Genomic DNA, 17590 nt, shown 5'->3' on the forward strand with positions numbered 1-17590 from the left:
CTTGCGTTAACGTGGGTTCGTGGATGAGGAGCAGGTGTCGCGGCGACCGGGTGGCCGGTCGGCACGGGTTCGGCGAGCGGTGTTGGATGCGACCTTGGCCGTGGTGGCCGACCAGGGTCTCGACAAGTTTCGTGTCGGCGACGTCGCCGCCCGGGCCGGCGTGCACGAGACGTCGGTCTACCGCCGATGGGGTACCCGGCAACGTCTCCTCGTGGATGCGCTGTTCCACCATAGTGAAGCCCAGATGCAGATCCCCGACACGGGCTCGTTGCGGGCGGATCTGGTTGCCTTCACCCACTCGCTGATCGGCTACCTGAGCAGTCCGCTCGGGGCGGCGTTCATGCGGGTGATGGCCGTCGTGAACGACGACGCGATGCCGGACAGTCGCGCCGAACTGTGGCGTTCACGGGTCGATCTCGCCCGCACGATGATCGATCGCGCCGCCGCGCGCGGCGAGGTACGCGAAGGCACGGACGCGCGTCTGGTCCTTGAACAGCTCATCGCGCCGCTGCACTTCCGTGTCCTCCTCCTGCGCGAACCACTCGACGAAGACCTCGCGGAACAACTGGTCGACAGCCTCCTGAGAGGAATCGCGCGATGACGGACTGATGCAAGGGATGCCGACGTGGGCCGTCCGAGTCGTCATTGGTGTCCTGGGACCGTCGGCATTCCCACGGTGGTGAAGGTGGGTCACACGGTCAGCAGTTCCGTGATCCGGCCCGCGGTGCGCCGCAGCAGTGAGGTGAGCCGGGGCAGGTCGAGGTCGTCCTTGCGGAATCGGGGAATGGTCAGGTTCACCGATCCGGCGACCTCGTCGCCCGCGAAGAACGGTGCGGCGAGTCCGAAGGCGTCCGGGATGCGTTCTCCGTCGGCCTGGGCCCAGCCCCGCTCGCGGATGAGATGCAGATCGCGTTCGAGCTGGTCACGTGTTGTCGGGGTACGCGGCGTCAGTGCTTCAAGGCTTTGCTTCTCCACCACCTCGGGCGGGCAGTGGGCGAGGATGACCTTCCCCGCCGCGCCGGCGTGGAGCGGGACGGGTGCGCCGGCCGTGAGTTCGTAGCGGACGGGATCCGCCGCAGCAGCAGCGGACCGGCGGCGATCCGGCCGTCCGCGGTCGGGCGCGTAATTCCTGTGGTCTCTGTGGTCGTCCTGAGCTTGGTGGTCGTGGCCGGGCTGGCCCCGATCCGGGCAGGAGTTCCCTGTTCGCCCGGCCCGTCCAACAAGTCGGGCGGTATTCCTTCGACGAGGAGCAGCCCGGGATTCAGTCCTTGCGGAGGAACTGCGCAGCGGCCAGGGCGTAGGTGCGGACGATGTGCAGGACGTCCTCGATGGCTACCGACTCGTCGGCCGCGCTGCACTCCCCGCCCTCGGGTCCGTACCAGTAGGCGGGTGTTCCCCGGTAGCGCCAGAAGCGGCAGTCCGAGATCGCGATCTCGGGGGCCATCTCGGGCTTGGCCCGCCCCAGGCCCTCCACCGTCTCCTGCAGGATGACCGCCATCTCGCTGTCCGGGTCGGAGATGTCTGCCGCGTCAGCCCCTTCCAGCTCGAACTCTGCCTCGGGATACCGCTCGACGATCTCCCTGGCCTGTGCGGAGATCGCATGCGGATCGGTTCCGACGGGCACGACGACCGTCACCGAGAATTCGCAGTCTGGGGCGATGACGCTGGGTGAACTGCCTCCCTCGATCGTTCCCACATTGACCGTGATCAAGGAAAGGAGTTCGGCCGTCCCCTTCCCCATCAGGGCATCGTGCCTCTCGCGCCGCTGAGGGTCGGCGAGTATGGCAGTGATTGACGACGGGAGATTCACCTCGATATTTTCCAGTGCGCCAAGGTCGCGAATGATATCGGTGGCGATGTGAATAGAGTTCTTGCTGGCGTTCGGATATCCGGAGATGGCGCCCCTCGTCGCCACTCGCACGGTGAACTGGATATAGCCCTTCGAGGCGAAACAGACCGCACCCGTTCCGGAAGGCTCCGCGCTGAGCACGCAGTCGGCTTCCATCTCGCTCTCGATCTGCTCGAACAGGTAGCCGGTGCCCAAGCCGTTGCCGGTCTCCTCGTCAGAGACGAGGGTGAGCGACAACCTGCCCGACAGGTCTTCACTCAGTCGGGACAGGTAGGTGTAGGCGAAGAGCATCGCCGTCACGCCCGCCTTCATGTCGGAGGTCCCGCGGCCCCAGACGCGGCCATCGGCGACCTTCCCGCTCCAGGGGTCGTCGCTCCACCCGGGTTCCTGGCCGGCGGGCAACACGTCGAGGTGGCCGTTGAACATCAGATGCCGGCCCTCGCGGGGCATCCGCACCGACGAGATCAGGTTCGGCATGCTCTCCTCGGCGGTGACCTCCTTGAACGGAAGACCTTCGGCTTCGAGGTAGCTCTTCACCAGCGCCATCGCCTCGCGGGTGTCGCCCGGAGGGCTCGGGGTCTCGCACTGGACGAGACGGGAGAAGAGTTCGACTATTTTCTCCTCGTCCCGGGTGACCCAATCCATGACCTGCTCACGAATCTGCTTCAAAATAAACTCTTCCTGGATTTTCATTGGCGTGCGCGATCGCCGACAAAGCGCTTCGCGCCCCTGGCCGGGAAATTTCCGCGCCAGCAACGCCAAGCTACCATTTAGTTATTTTAATTGCTTTATGGAGTTTGTCGGAAAATAAATATCCGCCCGTCGTGAGGCGGCTGGTCGTTCGTTCATCGTCCTGCCGTGCCGGTCTCACCGGTGCCGTGCGGTGGGGTCATCGACCCCGCCGTCCGCCGGGAGATGGCCGTGCTGCTGATACGGCATGTCATCGGGGTGCCCTTCGAGCCGGGCACGCCGCCACGCCGTGTCGAAGGAGAGGTTGCCTTTGCTGGTCCGTGCCAGCCGCCATGCACGCCAGCTCGTCCATGGCGAGAGCAGCCATCGCAGCATGGACGTGCTCACAGGACCACCGTGCCCTCGAGCGGCGGACGGATGTCTGCTGCTCTCCTCACAGCTCACCCACCGGCTCCGCCGCGGTGTGCCCGTTGAGCAGGGCCTGCGCCTTCGCGGCATGGTGCGGTCGCTGAGCGCTGTCCATTCCGGCGGCCAGGAGGGTGTACAGCATGCGTTTTTGGGTGGGGTCCGGGAAGCTGGCGAGAAACTCGCGCAGCACTTCGACGGCCTCGTATTCGACGGTCCGCTCGTCTTCGGGGCGGTGTCGCGCGAACACCGCCGTGACCTTGCCCAGGTCCTCGGGGATGGAGGAGAGCTTGGACCAGTCGGCGTCGTCCCGCTCGATCCATCGCACCAACAGGGCGGCGGGATCGGCGAGTTCCGTCGCAAGAGCATCAGTCTTCTGCCTGCGCAGGAGGTCGGTCACGGCCTGCCGGCGCTGAGCGGTCAGCAGCGTGGCCACGGCAGCCCGGTCGTCCGGCAATAAATCGAGTGTCAGCTGGGCCGTGAATTCGACGGGAGGCTCGGTCGGTAGCCGTCGCGGCCGCCCGAGATGCTGGCCGCAGACGTCCCGCGCCGAGGCGAGGTCGGCTGGGTCGCACGTTTTGGAGACCTCGCCCGCTGCCTCCCTGAGCGTGGTGCGCACAGCCCCTGCGATTTCGTCGACCGGGCCTGGGTAGGGCGGTTCGGTGAGGACCGTGGCTGTGATCCGGGCGGTGAAGCCGATCCCGGGGCAGGCGCTACGCAGCCGGACCTCGAAACGGGTCAGGTCGCGCTGCACTGCTCTGCGCGTACGGTGGCGCGACCATCGTGTGGAGGCCATGGATCAGGACTCCGCCGAAGCGCGCTCGTGGGCGAACCGCACGGACGACAACGCGGCGGGCAGCCGGAGGTCCCTGCGCAGTTCGATGACGGCCTCGTCGTTGGCGACGCCGGGTTCGCCGAAGATGAGGGCGGAGATCGGAGTGGAGTACAGATGCTCCACGACGACCTGGTTCAGGATCTCCGTCACGAGTTCCGTCGGCACGTCCTTCGTCTTCCGCACCTCGGCCCACGCGGTCAGCAGGCGTCGGCAGTCGGCTTCGACCCGGGTATCGGCCAGTGCTGCGTTCCAGCCCTCTACGAGTGCTTCCCTGACGTCCTGCTTCTGCTCGGCCGCCGCCAGCATGACCTTCAGGACGTACGGGTCGACGTGCGGATCCAGCAGCGACAGGAACGCCCGGTGCCCCGCCAGGTGCTTCTTCTGGGTGGCCCATTTGATGACCGTGCTCCACACCCGCGGCAACTGGCCTTCGCGGGCAGCGATGTTCCGCAGCGCCTCCTGTGCCGTCCGCACCGCCTCGTCCGGCTCGGCCCGGTCGAGGATGTGCCGCAGGCGGACGAGAGCCTGGCGCGGATAGTGCTCGGCGAAGTCACCCTGGCAGACCAGGGCGACGACGGTCGCGACGGCTTCCGATGTCTCCTGCGCCGAGTCCAGCAGCAGGGCACGGACCTCGGCGCCCAGGGTGTCCGCCTCGGCGGCGACGGTCAGGACACGCGCGATCAGCTCGCGGTGCCCGGGACTGTTGTCGCCGTTGTCGATCCAGGCGTGGACCTGCTTGACGACGCGGATGTCGTTCTCCGCGACGGCGAGTTCGACCAGGAGGTCGCCGATGACGGCCAGCCGGTCGGCGCCCGGTCCCTTGGGCGAGGTGATGGTGTCCAGCCAGCGCAGCAGGTGCGGGTGGATGTCGGCACGCTGCTGCCAGAGGTGGAGCAGGATGGCACGGGCGTATCCGGACTTGTGGTCGAGGGAGACGGTCCGTCCTTTGACCTCGGCGCCCATCGTCGTCAGCCGGGTGGTCAGATCGGGACCGGTCAGGATCGTGCGGACGTTTGTCTCCGGGGACTCGCCCAACAGCGTCCGGGCGCCGTCCTGGACGGTCAGCGCGTCTTTGCCGTCGAGGAACAGGGCGGAGACGAGCAGGGCACGGTCATCCGGATTGGCCTCGGTTTTCGCGAAGACGTCCTGCACGTCCGAGAGCCACTCCTGGAAGGCGCTCAGAGCTCGCTTCAGGCCCTCCGGGGAGTCTTCCGCGGAGGCAAGTGTGGTAGCCAACCGGGCGGCGTCCTCGGGGCGGCTGCTGTCGGCCAGCAGATGCGCGGCCTCGCCGACCAGGCCCGCTTCCGACGGCGCGGTGTCGAGCCAGTGGATCCGGTCCGGCCGGCGGTGCACGTACTCCAGGTGCGACTTGGCCACGCGGCGCGCGGATGGCCTGGCGGTAGCACGGGCGACGACGTTGGCGACCGTCCCGGAAGCGGCCTCGGGCCATCCGTGTTCGTCGGCGATCACGACCAGGAAGGAGCCCGAGAACCTCAGTCCCTCCGCATGACTCACCAACTGTTCGGCGACGTAGCCGGGGTTCTGCCAGGAGCCGATCTCCGCGGCCACGTCCAGCAGATAGCCCGTGCCCGGCTCGTCGGGCAGTACGGAGATGTCCGGGAAACCAGGCCTCTCCCAGTCGGGCACGATCACCTGGAGCTTCAGCGCCCGGCCTTGGGAGTTCTCCTCGGCCCGCGAGACCTCCCACAAGGCCTTGATCCCAGCAGTGCGCTTGCCGTATCCCGGAGGACCGGCGACGACGGCCAGCCGAGACCCGCCTCCGGTGAGACGCTCGATGACCTTGGCCGCCGTCCGCACTCTCTCGTCCCGCACGCTCAGGTCCACCCACGCCAGCCGTACGGCGTCGAACTCGGCCTGCGGGATGTCGGTCACCGGCAGCTGCGGTTTGCTCGTCATCGTGACGGATCCCGCGGCCACGATGATCTTCGAGTTCTGGTTGTTGCCCACATCCACCCGGAACTCGGTCGCCGACGGGACGACAGGGGGAGGTGGCGACGGTGGTGGCGGCACGGCCCCGGGAACGGTCCCCTCGCTCACCGGCTCTGCTCCGGCGCGCGATAGTGGAAGCCGCCCGAAGCGTTGATGTCACCGGCGGAGATGACGACCTGGCTGTTGGTGTTGTGGTGCACGCTCGTCCGCGCTCCGTCGCCCTCGTCCGCGCCCTTGACCTGGTCGGCCAGGTCCTGCAACTCCTGCGCTGCGTCCGGGTGTTTCTGTAGGAACGCTGCCAACTGGATCATCAGTTCGCTTTGCAGTCGGTCCGCCACCGACCCGCGATCACTCTCCGTGCTGTCGGCGAGCCGCTGCCGCGCCGCGTCGATCAACCGCAACTCCTGCTCGGCGCTCTCCTCCCCACCCCGCCGGAAGAGCCGGGCCACCCCGGCCCGCATGGACTCCCACGTGCTCTTGGCCATCTCGGTGACCAGAGCGCCGGCCCCCACGCCCGCGACCTGCATGATGTCCAACGCGTCCCCCATGGTCGGTTCCCCCGCTCGGCAGAGCGCGCAGAGGTTGGCTGCATATTCGACACATCAGGGTGGATGTCGGCGCGGAGGTCGGCAATCGAAAGTATTTGCCACATATCGGAATGAGTAATCATCAAGCGGACTGATCAGGCCGGTTCGGATCTGGACTGTGGAGCCTTGCGCCGCTTGAGGCCTCGTAAACCGCAGGATGGAGGACGGCTGAGGTTTCAGCTACGGCACAACTTGGCCAAAGGCCCACTTTGGGTAATTGTCTGGAAGTAGGAGGAGTGTGCTGGTGTGGGCACCGGGAATCCTGTAGACGCACGGTGGCAGAGTGGCAAACGGCGAGACTCCGGCGATCCTCGGTGGCCGGGCCGGACGAGCCGGCGCTTCTGGCTGATCCCGACTCCGTTCGACTTCCGGTCCGTGGCGGCCACTTCGGTCGTGCACGGTGGTGGAAGGAAGCACCGCGTCCATTGGCGATCTGGCCCATGCGCTGCTTCCCCGCTCAGCTGTTGATGTCTAACCGATCAGCGTGGCCAAGGTGCTGGCGACGCTGGAGGCCACGGTCAAGCTCGTGGTGAAGGCGCAAGCGGCCCAGGCGAGAGACTCGGGATAGGTGGCGTGGCCGTGGCGGCGGGCAAGGTAGCCGGCAGTCGCCGCGACAAGGATGGCGAGCACGATGGCCAGGGCGCAGGCGAGCAGGATCACGGCGGTACTGCTGGACATGATGTGGCTCTCCCTATGGTGAGGCAGACGGTACTGGTCGCGCCAAATCTCCTGAAAGAGGTGCTCGCCGGGGTGCGCGCGGGCGAAGATGAACAACGGCGAACAGCGGCACGACACGGGCGGGGGCGTGAAGGGGGACGATCCTGTGGATTCGGCACCCGCCCTCGCCGAGCTGCGTGCGCGGCTGGAGGCCGCCCGGATCGTGAGCGGATTGAACAAGACCGAGTTGGCCCGCCGTGCCGGATTGGGTCGCACCGTCATCAGCCAGGCGTTCAGCGCCTCAGCGATGGCGCCTTCTGCGCAGACGGTTGGTGCGCTGGCACGTGCTCTCGGCCTGAGGGAGGAGCTCCGCTCCCTGTTGGATCTGCTGACCAAGGCTTCCGGCTCTCTCGAAAGCCGTGGCGACAGCGTGCCGGGGCAGCCGATCGCGGACTGGGACCCCCACGACCTCGAAGTCCACCCGGCCGTGGCCATTTCGACCGTCGAGGGAAATGGCGCGCGTGCCAGTGGGCCAGGACGCGATGGACCGGCAGCGAAGCTGCCCAGCTACATCAGCCGATCACACGATGCGCAACTGGCCGTCCTCGTCGCCGCTGCAGCAAGCGGGAGCAGCCAGATGGCGGTGTTGGTGGGTTCCTCCTCGACGGGTAAGACCCGTGCCTGCTGGGAAGCGGTGCAGCCACTGGCGGCCCAAGGATGGCGGTTGTGGCACCCCATCAGCCCCACCTATGCCGACGCCGTGCTGGCGGACCTCAAATCTGTCGCGCCACACACGGTGGTATGGCTGAACGAGGCCCAGAACTATCTGGGGGCCGGTACGGGAGTCGGGGAACGCATCGCCGCAGCCCTGCGCTCCCTTCTCACCGACCCCACCCGGGCTCCGGTTCTGATCCTGGGCACGTTGTGGCCGCACTTCGCCAGCGAGTACGCAGCTCGCCCGCAACCCCAGCAGGACGATCTGTACCCCCAGGTGCGTGAACTGCTCGCCGGGCGGCGGATCACACTGCCCGACAGTTTCGATGACGCCGCCACCGACGCCGCCGAAGCCTTGGCCACGGCAGGCGACCTGCAACTCGCGAACGCTTTGAAGCAGGTGCGCGACGGGCGGCTGACTCAGTACTTGGCCGGAGCGCCAGAACTGCTGCACCGCTATGAGTCTGCTTCCCCGCCTGCTCGGGCTCTGCTCCATGCGGCCATGGACGCACGCCGCCTGGGCGGCGGCCTCCATCTGCCGCTGGCCTTCCTCGAACATGCAGCGACGGACTATCTGACCGATGACGAATACGACACCCTCACCGACGATTGGCTCGAACAGGCCCTCGCCGAGACCACTGAGGCCGTTCACGGCAACCTCGCCCCCCTACGCCCCGTCCGACCGCGTCCCACCCGTCGTTCGCAAGCAACACCGGCCCAGGCGCGGCCTGTCTACCGGCTGGCCGACTACCTGGAACAGCACGGACGCCAGCAGCGCCAGCGGCTGTGTCCTCCCGCCTCCTTCTGGGAGGCGTCCCACAGCCAACTCACTCATGCCTATGCCTTGGAAGCCCTCGCCAGAGCCGCCGAATCCCGCCACCGGACCTACTGGGCCCATCACCTGTACCTGCGGGCCCTCCGTGCTGGTGATCCTGTTGCTCTCCATCGGCTCGTCCGGCTACGCCGGGCTGCCGGGGACTGGGAGGGAGTCGAGGACCTCTACCGACAAGCCAGCAATGCCGGCAACAGGGACGCACTCGTCCAACTTGCCCAACTGAGGCACGCCGCCGGGGACTTCGACGAAGCAGAGGAGCTGTACCGACAGGCCGCCGAGGCCGGCAAGACTGAAGGCTTGGTGCAACTGGCGTATCTGCGGGAGGAGGCCGGGGACAGGGAGGACGCGGAGCACCTCGCCCAACAGGCCGCCGACTCCGGCGACTGCAGCGCCCTGGTACGGCTTACGAGGCTGCGGAAGAAGGCCGGAGCGAGCGAGGACGCCGAGCGCCTCGCCCGGCTGGCCGCCGACGTCGGCAACCTCGAAGGTCTCGTGTTGCTCATCCTGCTGCGGGAGGAGGCCGGTGACCGGAAAGAGGCCGAGCGCCTCGCCCGACAGGCCGCAGACACCAGCAACCGTGCACCTCTCACGTTGCTTGCCCGCTCGCGGGAGGAAGCAGAGGACTGGGAAGAAGCTGAGCGCTTTGCCCAACTGGCTGCATTCGCCGGCGACCCGAGCGCCCTGGTGCAGCTCGCGTATCGACGAGAAGAGACCGGGGACCAGGAGGACGCCGAGCGCCTCGCCCAACTGGCCGCAGAAGGCGGCGACCCGAGCGTCCTGGTGCGGCTCGCGCATCGGCGGGAGGATTCCGGGGACTGGGAAGAGGCCGGGGAGCTTGCCCAACTGGCCGCATCCGCCGGTGAAATTGGAGGTCTTCAGATTCTCGTCCGCCTGCGGGAGGACGCTGGGGACCGGGAAGACGCCGAGCGTCTTGCCCGGCAGGCTGCGGACGCTGGCGACAGTCGTGGCCTGGTATGGCTTGTCCGTCTGCGGGAGGAGTCCGGGGACAGGGCGGACGCCGAGCGCCTTGCCCAGCAGGCCGCGGACAATGGCAACCTCGAAGGCCTGGTGCAGCTCGCCTATCGGCGCGAGGACATCGGGGACCGGGAAGACGCCGAACGCCTTGCCCAGCAGGCCGCGGACGCCGGCGACAGCCGTGGCCTGACATGGCTCGCGTATCGACGGGAGGAGTCCGGAGACTGGGACGAAGCCGAGCGCCTTGCCCGGCTGGCCGACGACACCGCTGGTCTGGCGCTGCGGGCGTACCGGCGGGAGGAGGCTGGGGACCGGGAAGAGGCTGAGCGTCTTGCCCGGCAGGCTGCGGACGCTGGCGACAGTCGTGGCCTGGTATGGCTTGTCCGTCTGCGGGAGGAGTCCGGGGACAGGGCGGACGCCGAGCGCCTTGCTCAGCAGGCCGCGGACAACGGCAACCTCGAAGGCTTGGTACAGCTCACGTACAGGTGCGAGGAGTCCGAGGATCGGGAGGACGCCGAGCGCCTTGCTCAGCAGGCCGCGGATGCCGGTGACAGTCGTGGCCTGGAGTGGCTCGTCTGCCGGCGGGAGGAAGCCGGAGAATGTCAGGAGGCCGAGCGACTCGCCCGGCAAGCCGCGGACACCGGCAACACCGATGGCCTGCGGAGTCTCGCCCGGCAACGATGGAGCGCCGAGGACACGAAAGGGGCCACCTCCCTACAACGCCAGGCTGACGATGCGGGCCGCTACAAATTCGTACGACTCGTCCTACGGCGGGAGGACGCCGGAGACGGGAAGGACGCCGAGCGCCTTGCCCAGCAGGCCGCGGACGCCGGCAACCCTGAAGGTCTGCTACTGCTCGCCCAGCGGCGGGAGGAAGCAGGAAAGCGGGAGGAGGCCGCAGACCTGTGCCGCCGGGCCGCGAAGGACGCGGACTACAACACCCTGGCGGAACTCGGCCACCTGCGTCAGTCTGCCGGTGACCCGGACGGAGCCCTTGACCTCTATCGTCAGTCGGCTGACAGCGGCGGCGCCGGAAGGAACGACCTGCAACACATGATGAGAAGTCTGTGGCCGTACGGACTGGACCCCGATGGCACGCCATCCACGCCCTGGAGCAACCGATCCAACAGCTTCCCGTCACCTCCTTCTTGACTTCCGCACAGGGTTCCGAGCAAGCCGCAGTCAGGAGCCCGGAGGCTTCGGCTCCTGCCACGTATGAGCGGGAAGGGTCTCCGCGAGCGTGCTGAAGTACCGCTGCTCGCGCCAGACTTCGCGGTTGCCGATGACGAACAGGCGGCGTTTGGCGCGGCTGGCGGCCACGTTGAGGAGATTCGGGCGTTGCGCGGCCCACGCGCGGGCCCCCGGTGCCTGTGGGTCGGTGCCGAGGATCAGGATGACGACGTCGGCCTCCTTGCCCTGGGTGGTGTGGATGGTCCCGACCCGGCGGGAGGAGAGCAGGCCCCGGGCGGCGACTCGCGCACCGTCGACGACCTTGCGGAACGGGCTGATGACGTACACGTCCTGCTCCAGGTCGACTCCGCCTTCCGCGCGGAGCCGTTCGAGGATGCGGCGCATGGCGCGGCCCTCTTCCAGGACCCAGTGGCCGTTCGCCTGGGCGGCGGGGACGTCGACCCAGCAACTTCCCGGGGCGTACTGGTAGGGGCCGCGGTCAGGTGTCCCGTAGACCATGAGGTCGTCGTACGCGATGGCGTTGCTGACGGTGAACATGGGGTCGTCGCAGCGCCGGTGGACCCGCAGCGGGGAGCCGACCCAAGCTTCGAGCGAGCCGTCGGGCAGTTCGGCAGGCAGGAGTGTGCCGTAGCGGTTCGTGCGGTCGGCGACCTGCTGGACCGACGTACGGCCCGGCGCCCACTCCTCGGCCACCCCGTACTCATCGCGCAGGGCGCGCTGCGCGGTCCAGGGCAGGGTCACCACGGGTTCCAGTTGCAGCGGGTCGCCGACGACGACCGTACGACGGGCCCGCCACATGCCGCCGACGGCCATCTGCGGGGTGGCCTGCCCCGCCTCGTCGATGAACAGCCAGCCCAGCGCCTCGCTCCCGAGGCGGCCGAAGACCCGGTCGAGCGAGGCGAACGTCGTCGAGACGACCGGCACGACGAGGAACAGGCTCTGCCAGGCGGCCCGAAGGTGCGACTCCGGCACGGTGGCGGGCACCGAGCCGGTCACCGCGTCCATGGCGGCCATCAGATTCCTGTACATCGTCTTCGCGGTGCAGCGCAGAAACGCCTGGTGCAGGCCGAGCGCGGAGAAGAACAACTCACTGCGGGCACAGGTGAGTTCCTCGTCGGCCCATGGCGCGGACAACTCCCGTGCGGTGTCGTCGGTGAGCCAGGAGTCCTGCGGGACATGGTCCGCCCACGCGTCATGGGCTTGGCGGACGGCGTCTTCGAGCTGCCGTACCTCCGTCCGAGCGGTGCTCTGCCGGCGTTCGGCGAGGCCGAGTGCCTGCTCGGCTTGCTGCACAGCGTGCTCGGCCTGACGGAGGGCGGCAAGGGCCTGCTGCTGCCAGGCGTGTGCGGTCGCCTCCGCGGCGGCGAGTTCGACGTCGGTGTGGTGCCAGGTCCGGGCGGCCTTGCCGAGGGTGAAGAGGCTGACGACGAAGCCGGGACGGCGCTCGAAGTGAGCCCTTCGCCGCTGTACGGCTTCATCAAGTCCTTCCTGGGACCTGCCGAAGGCGACCGTTGCGCCGGGCACGGCCGACCGGCACCCTGTCAGGTCGGTCCCGGCCCGTGTAACTCTCTGGTGCGCCTGCTCCAGGGAGTTACGGGCCCCCGGGAGGGCACGTAGGACAGTGGCGGCATGCTGGCGCTCGGCGCGCAGCCGCTCGACGTGCTCCAGCGCATCCCGGAACCGGTTCCTCGCCTCGCGCCAGACTCCTGTCTGTGAGGAGTTGGCGTACCCGTCCAGGAGCTGGGCCAGGCCGCGGCCGCTGTCCAGCCAGGCGTCGGCTTTTCCCCCCGTACGTGGGTCGGGCGCCGTGACGTGGGCGTCGGTGGCCTTCTCCTTGCCGTTCCAGAACCGGTTGACGAACTCGATGCGGTTCTTCTTGCTGCCCAGCCGCGCGGCCACGGCGCCCCAGGCGGGGCTCCCGGCCAGGAGGCGGGTGGCCTGCTCGGCGAAGTAGTCGGCCTCTTCCCGCCACTGGGGGCCGAGGGCGGAGCGGGCCGGGATCTCGGTGGAGATGTTCTCCACCGCGCCGTTGTTGGCCGAGGCCACCACCATCTCGAACCCGGTGAGCTGGGGGATCAGCGGCCGTACGGTACGGCCGTACTCGGCGTTCTTCCGCGTGTACGTGGTGTCGGCGATGAATGCCTGCGACGGGAGCCGCAGGTCGGCCAGGCGTACGGCACGCCGCACGATGTTGTCGGCGAAGCAGTCCCGCAACATGGTCGTCTTGCCTGTTCCGGGCGGACCGTTTACCGCGAACAGGCCTGCGGAGTCGCTCAGTTCACCGGAGATGGTGTTGACGGCGAACTGCTGACTCAACGCCAGCGGATGCCGGGGGTCGGCAGGCCACCGTCCCACGGGCGTCTCCTGCGGGGCCACCCGGTCCAGAGCCGTCTCCGGCTGCCGCCGCAGATCGATCCGGGCTCCCGTGTCCACGGCGCCGCCCGGCGTGAGATACGCGGCCAGACCCGCACCGGGATCCACCTCGGCCAATGAGCCGGCGATCAGATCCAGGTCCGCGGCGATGAAGCTGTTGAGGAACTCCTGCTGATCGGCGTCGCCGGCACGGTTCTCCCGTACCGCGACGCTTAGGACGCGCGCGCCGTACGGGTTCAGGGCCTCGGCGACACCCCAGGCGTCGGCGAGGTCGCGGGCGAAGGCCAGTAGATCCTTCGTCGCGATACGACGGCGGGGCGCGCTGCCGTCGGGGGCGCTGTCGGGGCCGGGGGCCGCTGTCACGGTGGGGAGGACGGTCTCTGTCTGTCCCGGCACCGGCGTCTCGCCGAGCTCAGCCGCGCGGGCATGCCACTCGCGCGTGTCGGTGTCGAAGCCCTTGAGCCACCCCTGCCTCCCGGGCCCCTGCGTCAGCGTCCGCCCCGTGGCCCAGGCACACGTCGAGAAGACCGGAGAGTCGTCCACCAGACAGCCTTCGTCGTCGATGGTGAGCGCGAACATGGAGCTCTCGCCGTCCATGCGCCCGTCGAAGTCCTCCCCGCTCTCCCCGAACACCCTCAGCAGCGTGTCGCGAACGTGCTCCATGGAGAACGTGCCGCCGTACACCACGTGCTGCCAGACGTAACCGGGCTCCAGCGGCCGAGAGTGCAGAGCATGACCGGCTTCCCACGGCAGAGACCGGTCCGGCGTCACCTCGTACACCCGGTCCCGCGGAGAGACCGGGGGGATCTTCGGCGCACTGAACAGCTCCACCGCACGCCAGTAGCCCACGATCCCAGCCCGACGATGCCGCTCGTCCGTCATCCCGCTCCCTGTGGTCCATACAACTAAGCCCCGGCAGGTTACGACGCCGCAGGTCCCGAAGCCACAGTTGGTTCTAGAACCTCAGACAACCAGGACGTCCACTCAAAAGCGGGAACCGGGCCCGATCGCCCTGCGGCGAGCGGGTCGAGTCTCTTCGATGCCCTCATGACCGGGATCAAGACGACGGCTGTACCAAGCGCTCGGGTTCACGACTCCGCACCCCCCGCCGAGAGGACGGCCAAGGGGAAGGATCTCCTGCAGATCGCTGCGGGGCTCCTCAGCTTCACCGCCGTGATCGTGTACGGCGTGCAGTACTTGGCTCTGGAGCGGTTCTACGAGGTGTTCGGGATCACGCCGGAACAGGCAGGCATCGGCAAGACCGAAATGCTCACCCGGCTGACTGTGTGGCTTGCTCTGCTCGCCAGCCTCGTGATGGTTCTCCTTCCTTTGTGCAACGCCGTTGGCCTCTTGATCGTCAAGGGCGTCCTGGGCGAATGGTGGGCCCCGTTGTGCCGTTGGTTGTTCGGGTGCCCCGACCTCCGCACACGCGGCGTGCTGGCACGCCCGGCGGTCCGCAAGTGGGGCAGCCGCACAGTCCTGGTGGGAGTCGGAGGGGCATGGGCGGGGATGACACTGTTCCTGGAGCCCGGGCCCCGCTCTTTCGCTCTGCTGCCCCGGGCGGAGGAATGGGCAATCGGAGCACTTCTGATGGGGATGGCGCTCACACTCGCCGTACATCTACCGCGCAGGCGGCGGCCGTTGGGCGAGGTCTTCATCGCGATCACCCTGACCGTCCTGGCCGGCAGTTACTCGATCAGCGAGAACATGGGCGAGCGGGCCGAGGCAGTGATGCGCACGGGGCGGTGGGGTTTCCGTGAGCAGTTCATCGGACTACGACTGCAGTACGTGAAGGCCGAGTTCGTCAGATCCGCCGGGTCTCCCGCACGGACGGACTTCACCGGTATCTATCTGGGCGAGGCAAGCGGCGTGTACGCGCTCTACGACTGTGCCGCCGGGAGGGTCCTGAGGGTCTCGGTCGCGCAGGTCCAGCTTGCCCATGAGGCCGACAACTCGGCCATCGCCGGCGTCAGACGGAATTGCCGCACGAAGTGACGGACGGCGTTGCCGCAACGGGAAGACAGTTCCGTACGGGGGCACGGGTGGTGCCGCCTGTCGATTGCGCCGATCAAGGCCTGTGCGCTGTGGAGGATCACGGAGACGTCCGGTCTCCATTGACCGGGAGCCCCATCTGGGCCAGGGACCAGGAATGCCAGGCTGGTTATTCGTTTGGCTCGGCCCGTCTTCGGCATCGATCCTGGGATCGCTGGATCGGGACGCCGGCAGACCAGTCCACGGCCGGCGGCGCATGCACGACGGGAGCACTGATGGGCACCGCAGACCGCCTCGCCCGGGAGATCGATACTCTGAGGCAGATGGTTGCCGACGCTGAGCCTGCCTCCCTGCGGGCCGGCTACCTCGCTGACCCGTCGGCCGGTGATCCGGTGTTGCAGGGGACGACCGCGACGGCTCTCGTCCCGCGCTGGAACGAACGCCCCAGCGGGTTGTGGATTCCCGCCAAGTGCCAGGAACCGGCGCCGATCGATCTGACCGCGGTCTTCCTCACGCCGGATGAGATCTTCGGGTTCCCGCTGCCCTCCTCTTACACCGAGAGCCAACTGCAACGGCTCCCCCTGGAAGGCGTTCTGCGTTTCTGCGCTTTGGTCCTCAACTCGCTGGCCGCTCCCGATGCATCCGCCGACGCCGTTGATCGGGGTTTTGTCGACAGGCTGTTCAACGAACCGGTCCGCAGCCGTGTTCTGAACCTGCTCAGGGACGAGACCCGCCGACTCCTCGTGCCCCAGGCATTCATGCTCCTGGCCCGTATGGCCATGGAGATCTCGCCGGACACACTTGCCGAGGACACGCCCGAGGGCGACGTCGTGGGCGCCTTGTTCGGTCTCACCCAGACACTGGGGCAGTTTCCCGACCCCGGCCCGGCCGTCATCGGTGACCAGCCGGGCACACTGGGGCGGGAACTCATCGCCAACCAGCACTTCAACTACAGCTGGTCCATCGCGGGAATCCTGGCACGCTATGCGCGTCGCTGGCTGCAGTTGCCGGCCGAGCACCAGGGCGAGCCGGGCATCATCGACCTCAGCCAGGCCTATGGGGACAGCACGGGCATCCAGTTCGAGTCCCTGGCGGCTGTCGCCGGCTATCTGTGGATGGTCACCACCACCGGCCGCTTCGTCATCGCACCGGGAGAGTTGACCAACCTGGACATACCCGCCGGGCAGGTCGAGGCGGTGCTCGCACTGATCAGCACCAACCTGCCGGGAATGCGGGAGGCGGTGCGTAGCGAACGGCCCGAAAAGCGCACCGAATGGTCATTCGACCCGTTCCAGCAGTGGCCGGTCCTTCGGCTGCCTGAGGAGCGGCTGCTCATCCTCGACCCCCGCCGCCTGCTCGACCGCGCCTTCGGATGGCTGCCGATCTGGGACATCAAACACCCGCCGCCGGGGCACACCAAGCCCGCCGGTCACCGCAAGCTGGCCGCCCGGGCCGAATCGACCCTGCGCCACCTCAGCGAGGTGTACGTCAGCGAAGTCCTGCACAGGATCACCGGCGACGAAAGCACCACCCGCCGCGTATACGACGACGCCGAACTTAAGGCGGCCTACACCGCCCAGGGCCAGCGCATCGCCGACGCCGCGATCGACTACCCCGGCACCTGGATCGTCATCGAGGTCACGACCACCCAGCTGCGCCGTGAAGCAGCCACCGCCGTGCCCGGCGAATCACAGATCGAGGACATCGACAAGCTCATCGAGGAACTGGACCAGATCAACGCGACGATCATCGCCCTGCGCCGTGACGAGTCCGCGCTCACCGGCTCGCCCGCCACCGCCGACCGCCGCTACCTGCCGCTGCTCGTGCTGCCCGAGGGCTTCCCCGTCAACCCGGTCACCCTCACTGTCATCCGTGAACGGGCCCGGGCCCGCGGGCTGCTGCAGGTACCGGACACGGATCCGGTGGAGATCGTGGACATCGAGGAACTGGAGATGATCGAAGGAATCCAGGAGGAGTCCGGACCCACCATGCTGGACATCCTGCGGGGCAAGCAGTCCGGCAGTCTGCGCAACTCCGCCGTAGGCGACCACATCTTCCATGTCATGCGGCTACGGCCCAGCCGCCCTGCCCGGCAAGCAGACTTGTTGCATGCGGCGCTGCGGCCGCTCGCTGACGCTCTGCCGCGTCCGACGCAGGGCCAGGCGCCCCGCGAGCAGGGCTGAAACCGGCGACGTCGGCTTGGACGAAGTGCCGCTGGGCGGCTTCGTCCTGGCCGACGTCGAATGCGGTCCATCCGGCCAGCCGGGACAACTCGGCTGTGACGGAGAAGAGTTCGCGGCCGATCTCGTCGGAGAAGCTGCCCTGAGGGAGCGGGGCGGCCCGGTGGTCGAGGCAGTCGGTGACCGAGTCGGCCTTCCAGTTCCCACCGCCGTACTTGGAGTCCCAGCTGGTCCGTTCGCGCCTGGGCCACCTCTCTGGCAGCCGGGACACGAGCGCTGAGTCGTCGCCCGCACCCGCCCCGCCGCGTCAAGCGAGGACACTACTGAGGTGGTCGTGCAGGCCTTCCTGCTCACGGC

Annotated in this window: 12 protein-coding genes and 1 pseudogene; 4 read left to right on the plus strand and 9 right to left on the minus strand. The window is 68.1% G+C overall.

Going from position 1 to position 17590, the window contains the following annotated elements; translation table 11 throughout:
• The first annotated feature begins 19 nt into the window (after positions 1-19).
• Positions 20-601, plus strand: a complete 582-nt coding sequence (locus tag ACWCRB_RS05020) for a TetR/AcrR family transcriptional regulator (RefSeq protein ID WP_450994690.1) — start codon at positions 20-22, stop codon at positions 599-601.
• Positions 602-690: 89 nt separating this feature from the next.
• On the opposite strand, the gene ACWCRB_RS05025 is transcribed toward ACWCRB_RS05020, so the two are convergent.
• The 7 genes from ACWCRB_RS05025 to ACWCRB_RS05055 all read right to left on the minus strand — a co-directional run bounded on the left by ACWCRB_RS05025 (position 691) and on the right by ACWCRB_RS05055 (position 6994).
• A complete protein-coding gene (locus tag ACWCRB_RS05025) occupies positions 691-1287 on the minus strand; it encodes an IclR family transcriptional regulator (RefSeq protein ID WP_450994724.1) in 597 nt (198 codons plus the stop codon).
• Complete coding sequence (locus tag ACWCRB_RS05030; RefSeq protein ID WP_450994691.1) at positions 1262-2611, minus strand: M20 family metallopeptidase; 1350 nt, start codon at positions 2609-2611, stop codon at positions 1262-1264. Before ACWCRB_RS05030 ends, ACWCRB_RS05025 begins: the two co-directional genes overlap by 26 nt.
• Before the next feature lie 105 nt (positions 2612-2716).
• Positions 2717-2926 carry a hypothetical protein gene (locus tag ACWCRB_RS05035; RefSeq protein ID WP_450994692.1) on the minus strand — a complete coding sequence of 70 codons (210 nt, stop codon included), beginning with the start codon at positions 2924-2926 and terminating at the stop codon, positions 2717-2719.
• Between the two features lie 46 nt (positions 2927-2972).
• Complete coding sequence (locus ACWCRB_RS05040; protein ID WP_450994693.1) at positions 2973-3740, minus strand: hypothetical protein; 768 nt, start codon at positions 3738-3740, stop codon at positions 2973-2975.
• Positions 3741-3743: 3 nt separating this feature from the next.
• On the minus strand, positions 3744-5837 hold the full coding sequence (locus ACWCRB_RS05045) for a hypothetical protein (protein WP_450994694.1): 2094 nt from the start codon (positions 5835-5837) through the stop codon (positions 3744-3746).
• Positions 5834-6277, minus strand: coding sequence for a hypothetical protein (locus tag ACWCRB_RS05050; protein ID WP_450994695.1), 444 nt, complete (start codon positions 6275-6277; stop codon positions 5834-5836). The genes ACWCRB_RS05045 and ACWCRB_RS05050 overlap by 4 nt, the downstream gene beginning before the upstream one ends.
• Before the next feature lie 510 nt (positions 6278-6787).
• Positions 6788-6994, minus strand: coding sequence for a hypothetical protein (locus ACWCRB_RS05055; RefSeq protein WP_450994696.1), 207 nt, complete (start codon positions 6992-6994; stop codon positions 6788-6790).
• Between the two features lie 88 nt (positions 6995-7082).
• On the opposite strand from ACWCRB_RS05055, the gene ACWCRB_RS05060 reads away from it, so the two are divergent.
• Positions 7083-10649: a helix-turn-helix domain-containing protein gene (locus ACWCRB_RS05060; RefSeq protein WP_450994697.1), complete on the plus strand. Its 3567-nt coding sequence runs from the start codon at positions 7083-7085 to the stop codon at positions 10647-10649.
• Between the two features lie 30 nt (positions 10650-10679).
• On the opposite strand, the gene ACWCRB_RS05065 is transcribed toward ACWCRB_RS05060, so the two are convergent.
• A complete protein-coding gene (locus ACWCRB_RS05065; protein ID WP_450994698.1) occupies positions 10680-13943 on the minus strand; it encodes a DEAD/DEAH box helicase in 3264 nt (1087 codons plus the stop codon).
• 165 nt (positions 13944-14108) lie between these two features.
• Between ACWCRB_RS05065 and ACWCRB_RS05070 the strand changes: the two genes are divergently transcribed.
• Both ACWCRB_RS05070 and ACWCRB_RS05075 read left to right on the plus strand, forming a co-directional pair.
• Positions 14109-15056, plus strand: a complete 948-nt coding sequence (locus ACWCRB_RS05070) for a hypothetical protein (RefSeq protein WP_450994699.1) — start codon at positions 14109-14111, stop codon at positions 15054-15056.
• 320 nt (positions 15057-15376) lie between these two features.
• Positions 15377-17236, plus strand: coding sequence for a hypothetical protein (locus ACWCRB_RS05075; protein WP_450994700.1), 1860 nt, complete (start codon positions 15377-15379; stop codon positions 17234-17236).
• Positions 17237-17249: 13 nt separating this feature from the next.
• On the opposite strand, the pseudogene ACWCRB_RS05080 reads toward ACWCRB_RS05075, so the two are convergent.
• Positions 17250-17459, minus strand: a pseudogene (locus ACWCRB_RS05080) (sporulation protein); the annotation flags it as partial.
• Between the last annotated feature and the right edge of the window lie 131 nt (positions 17460-17590).

This window comes from Streptomyces sp. NPDC002156 (genome assembly GCF_053593675.1).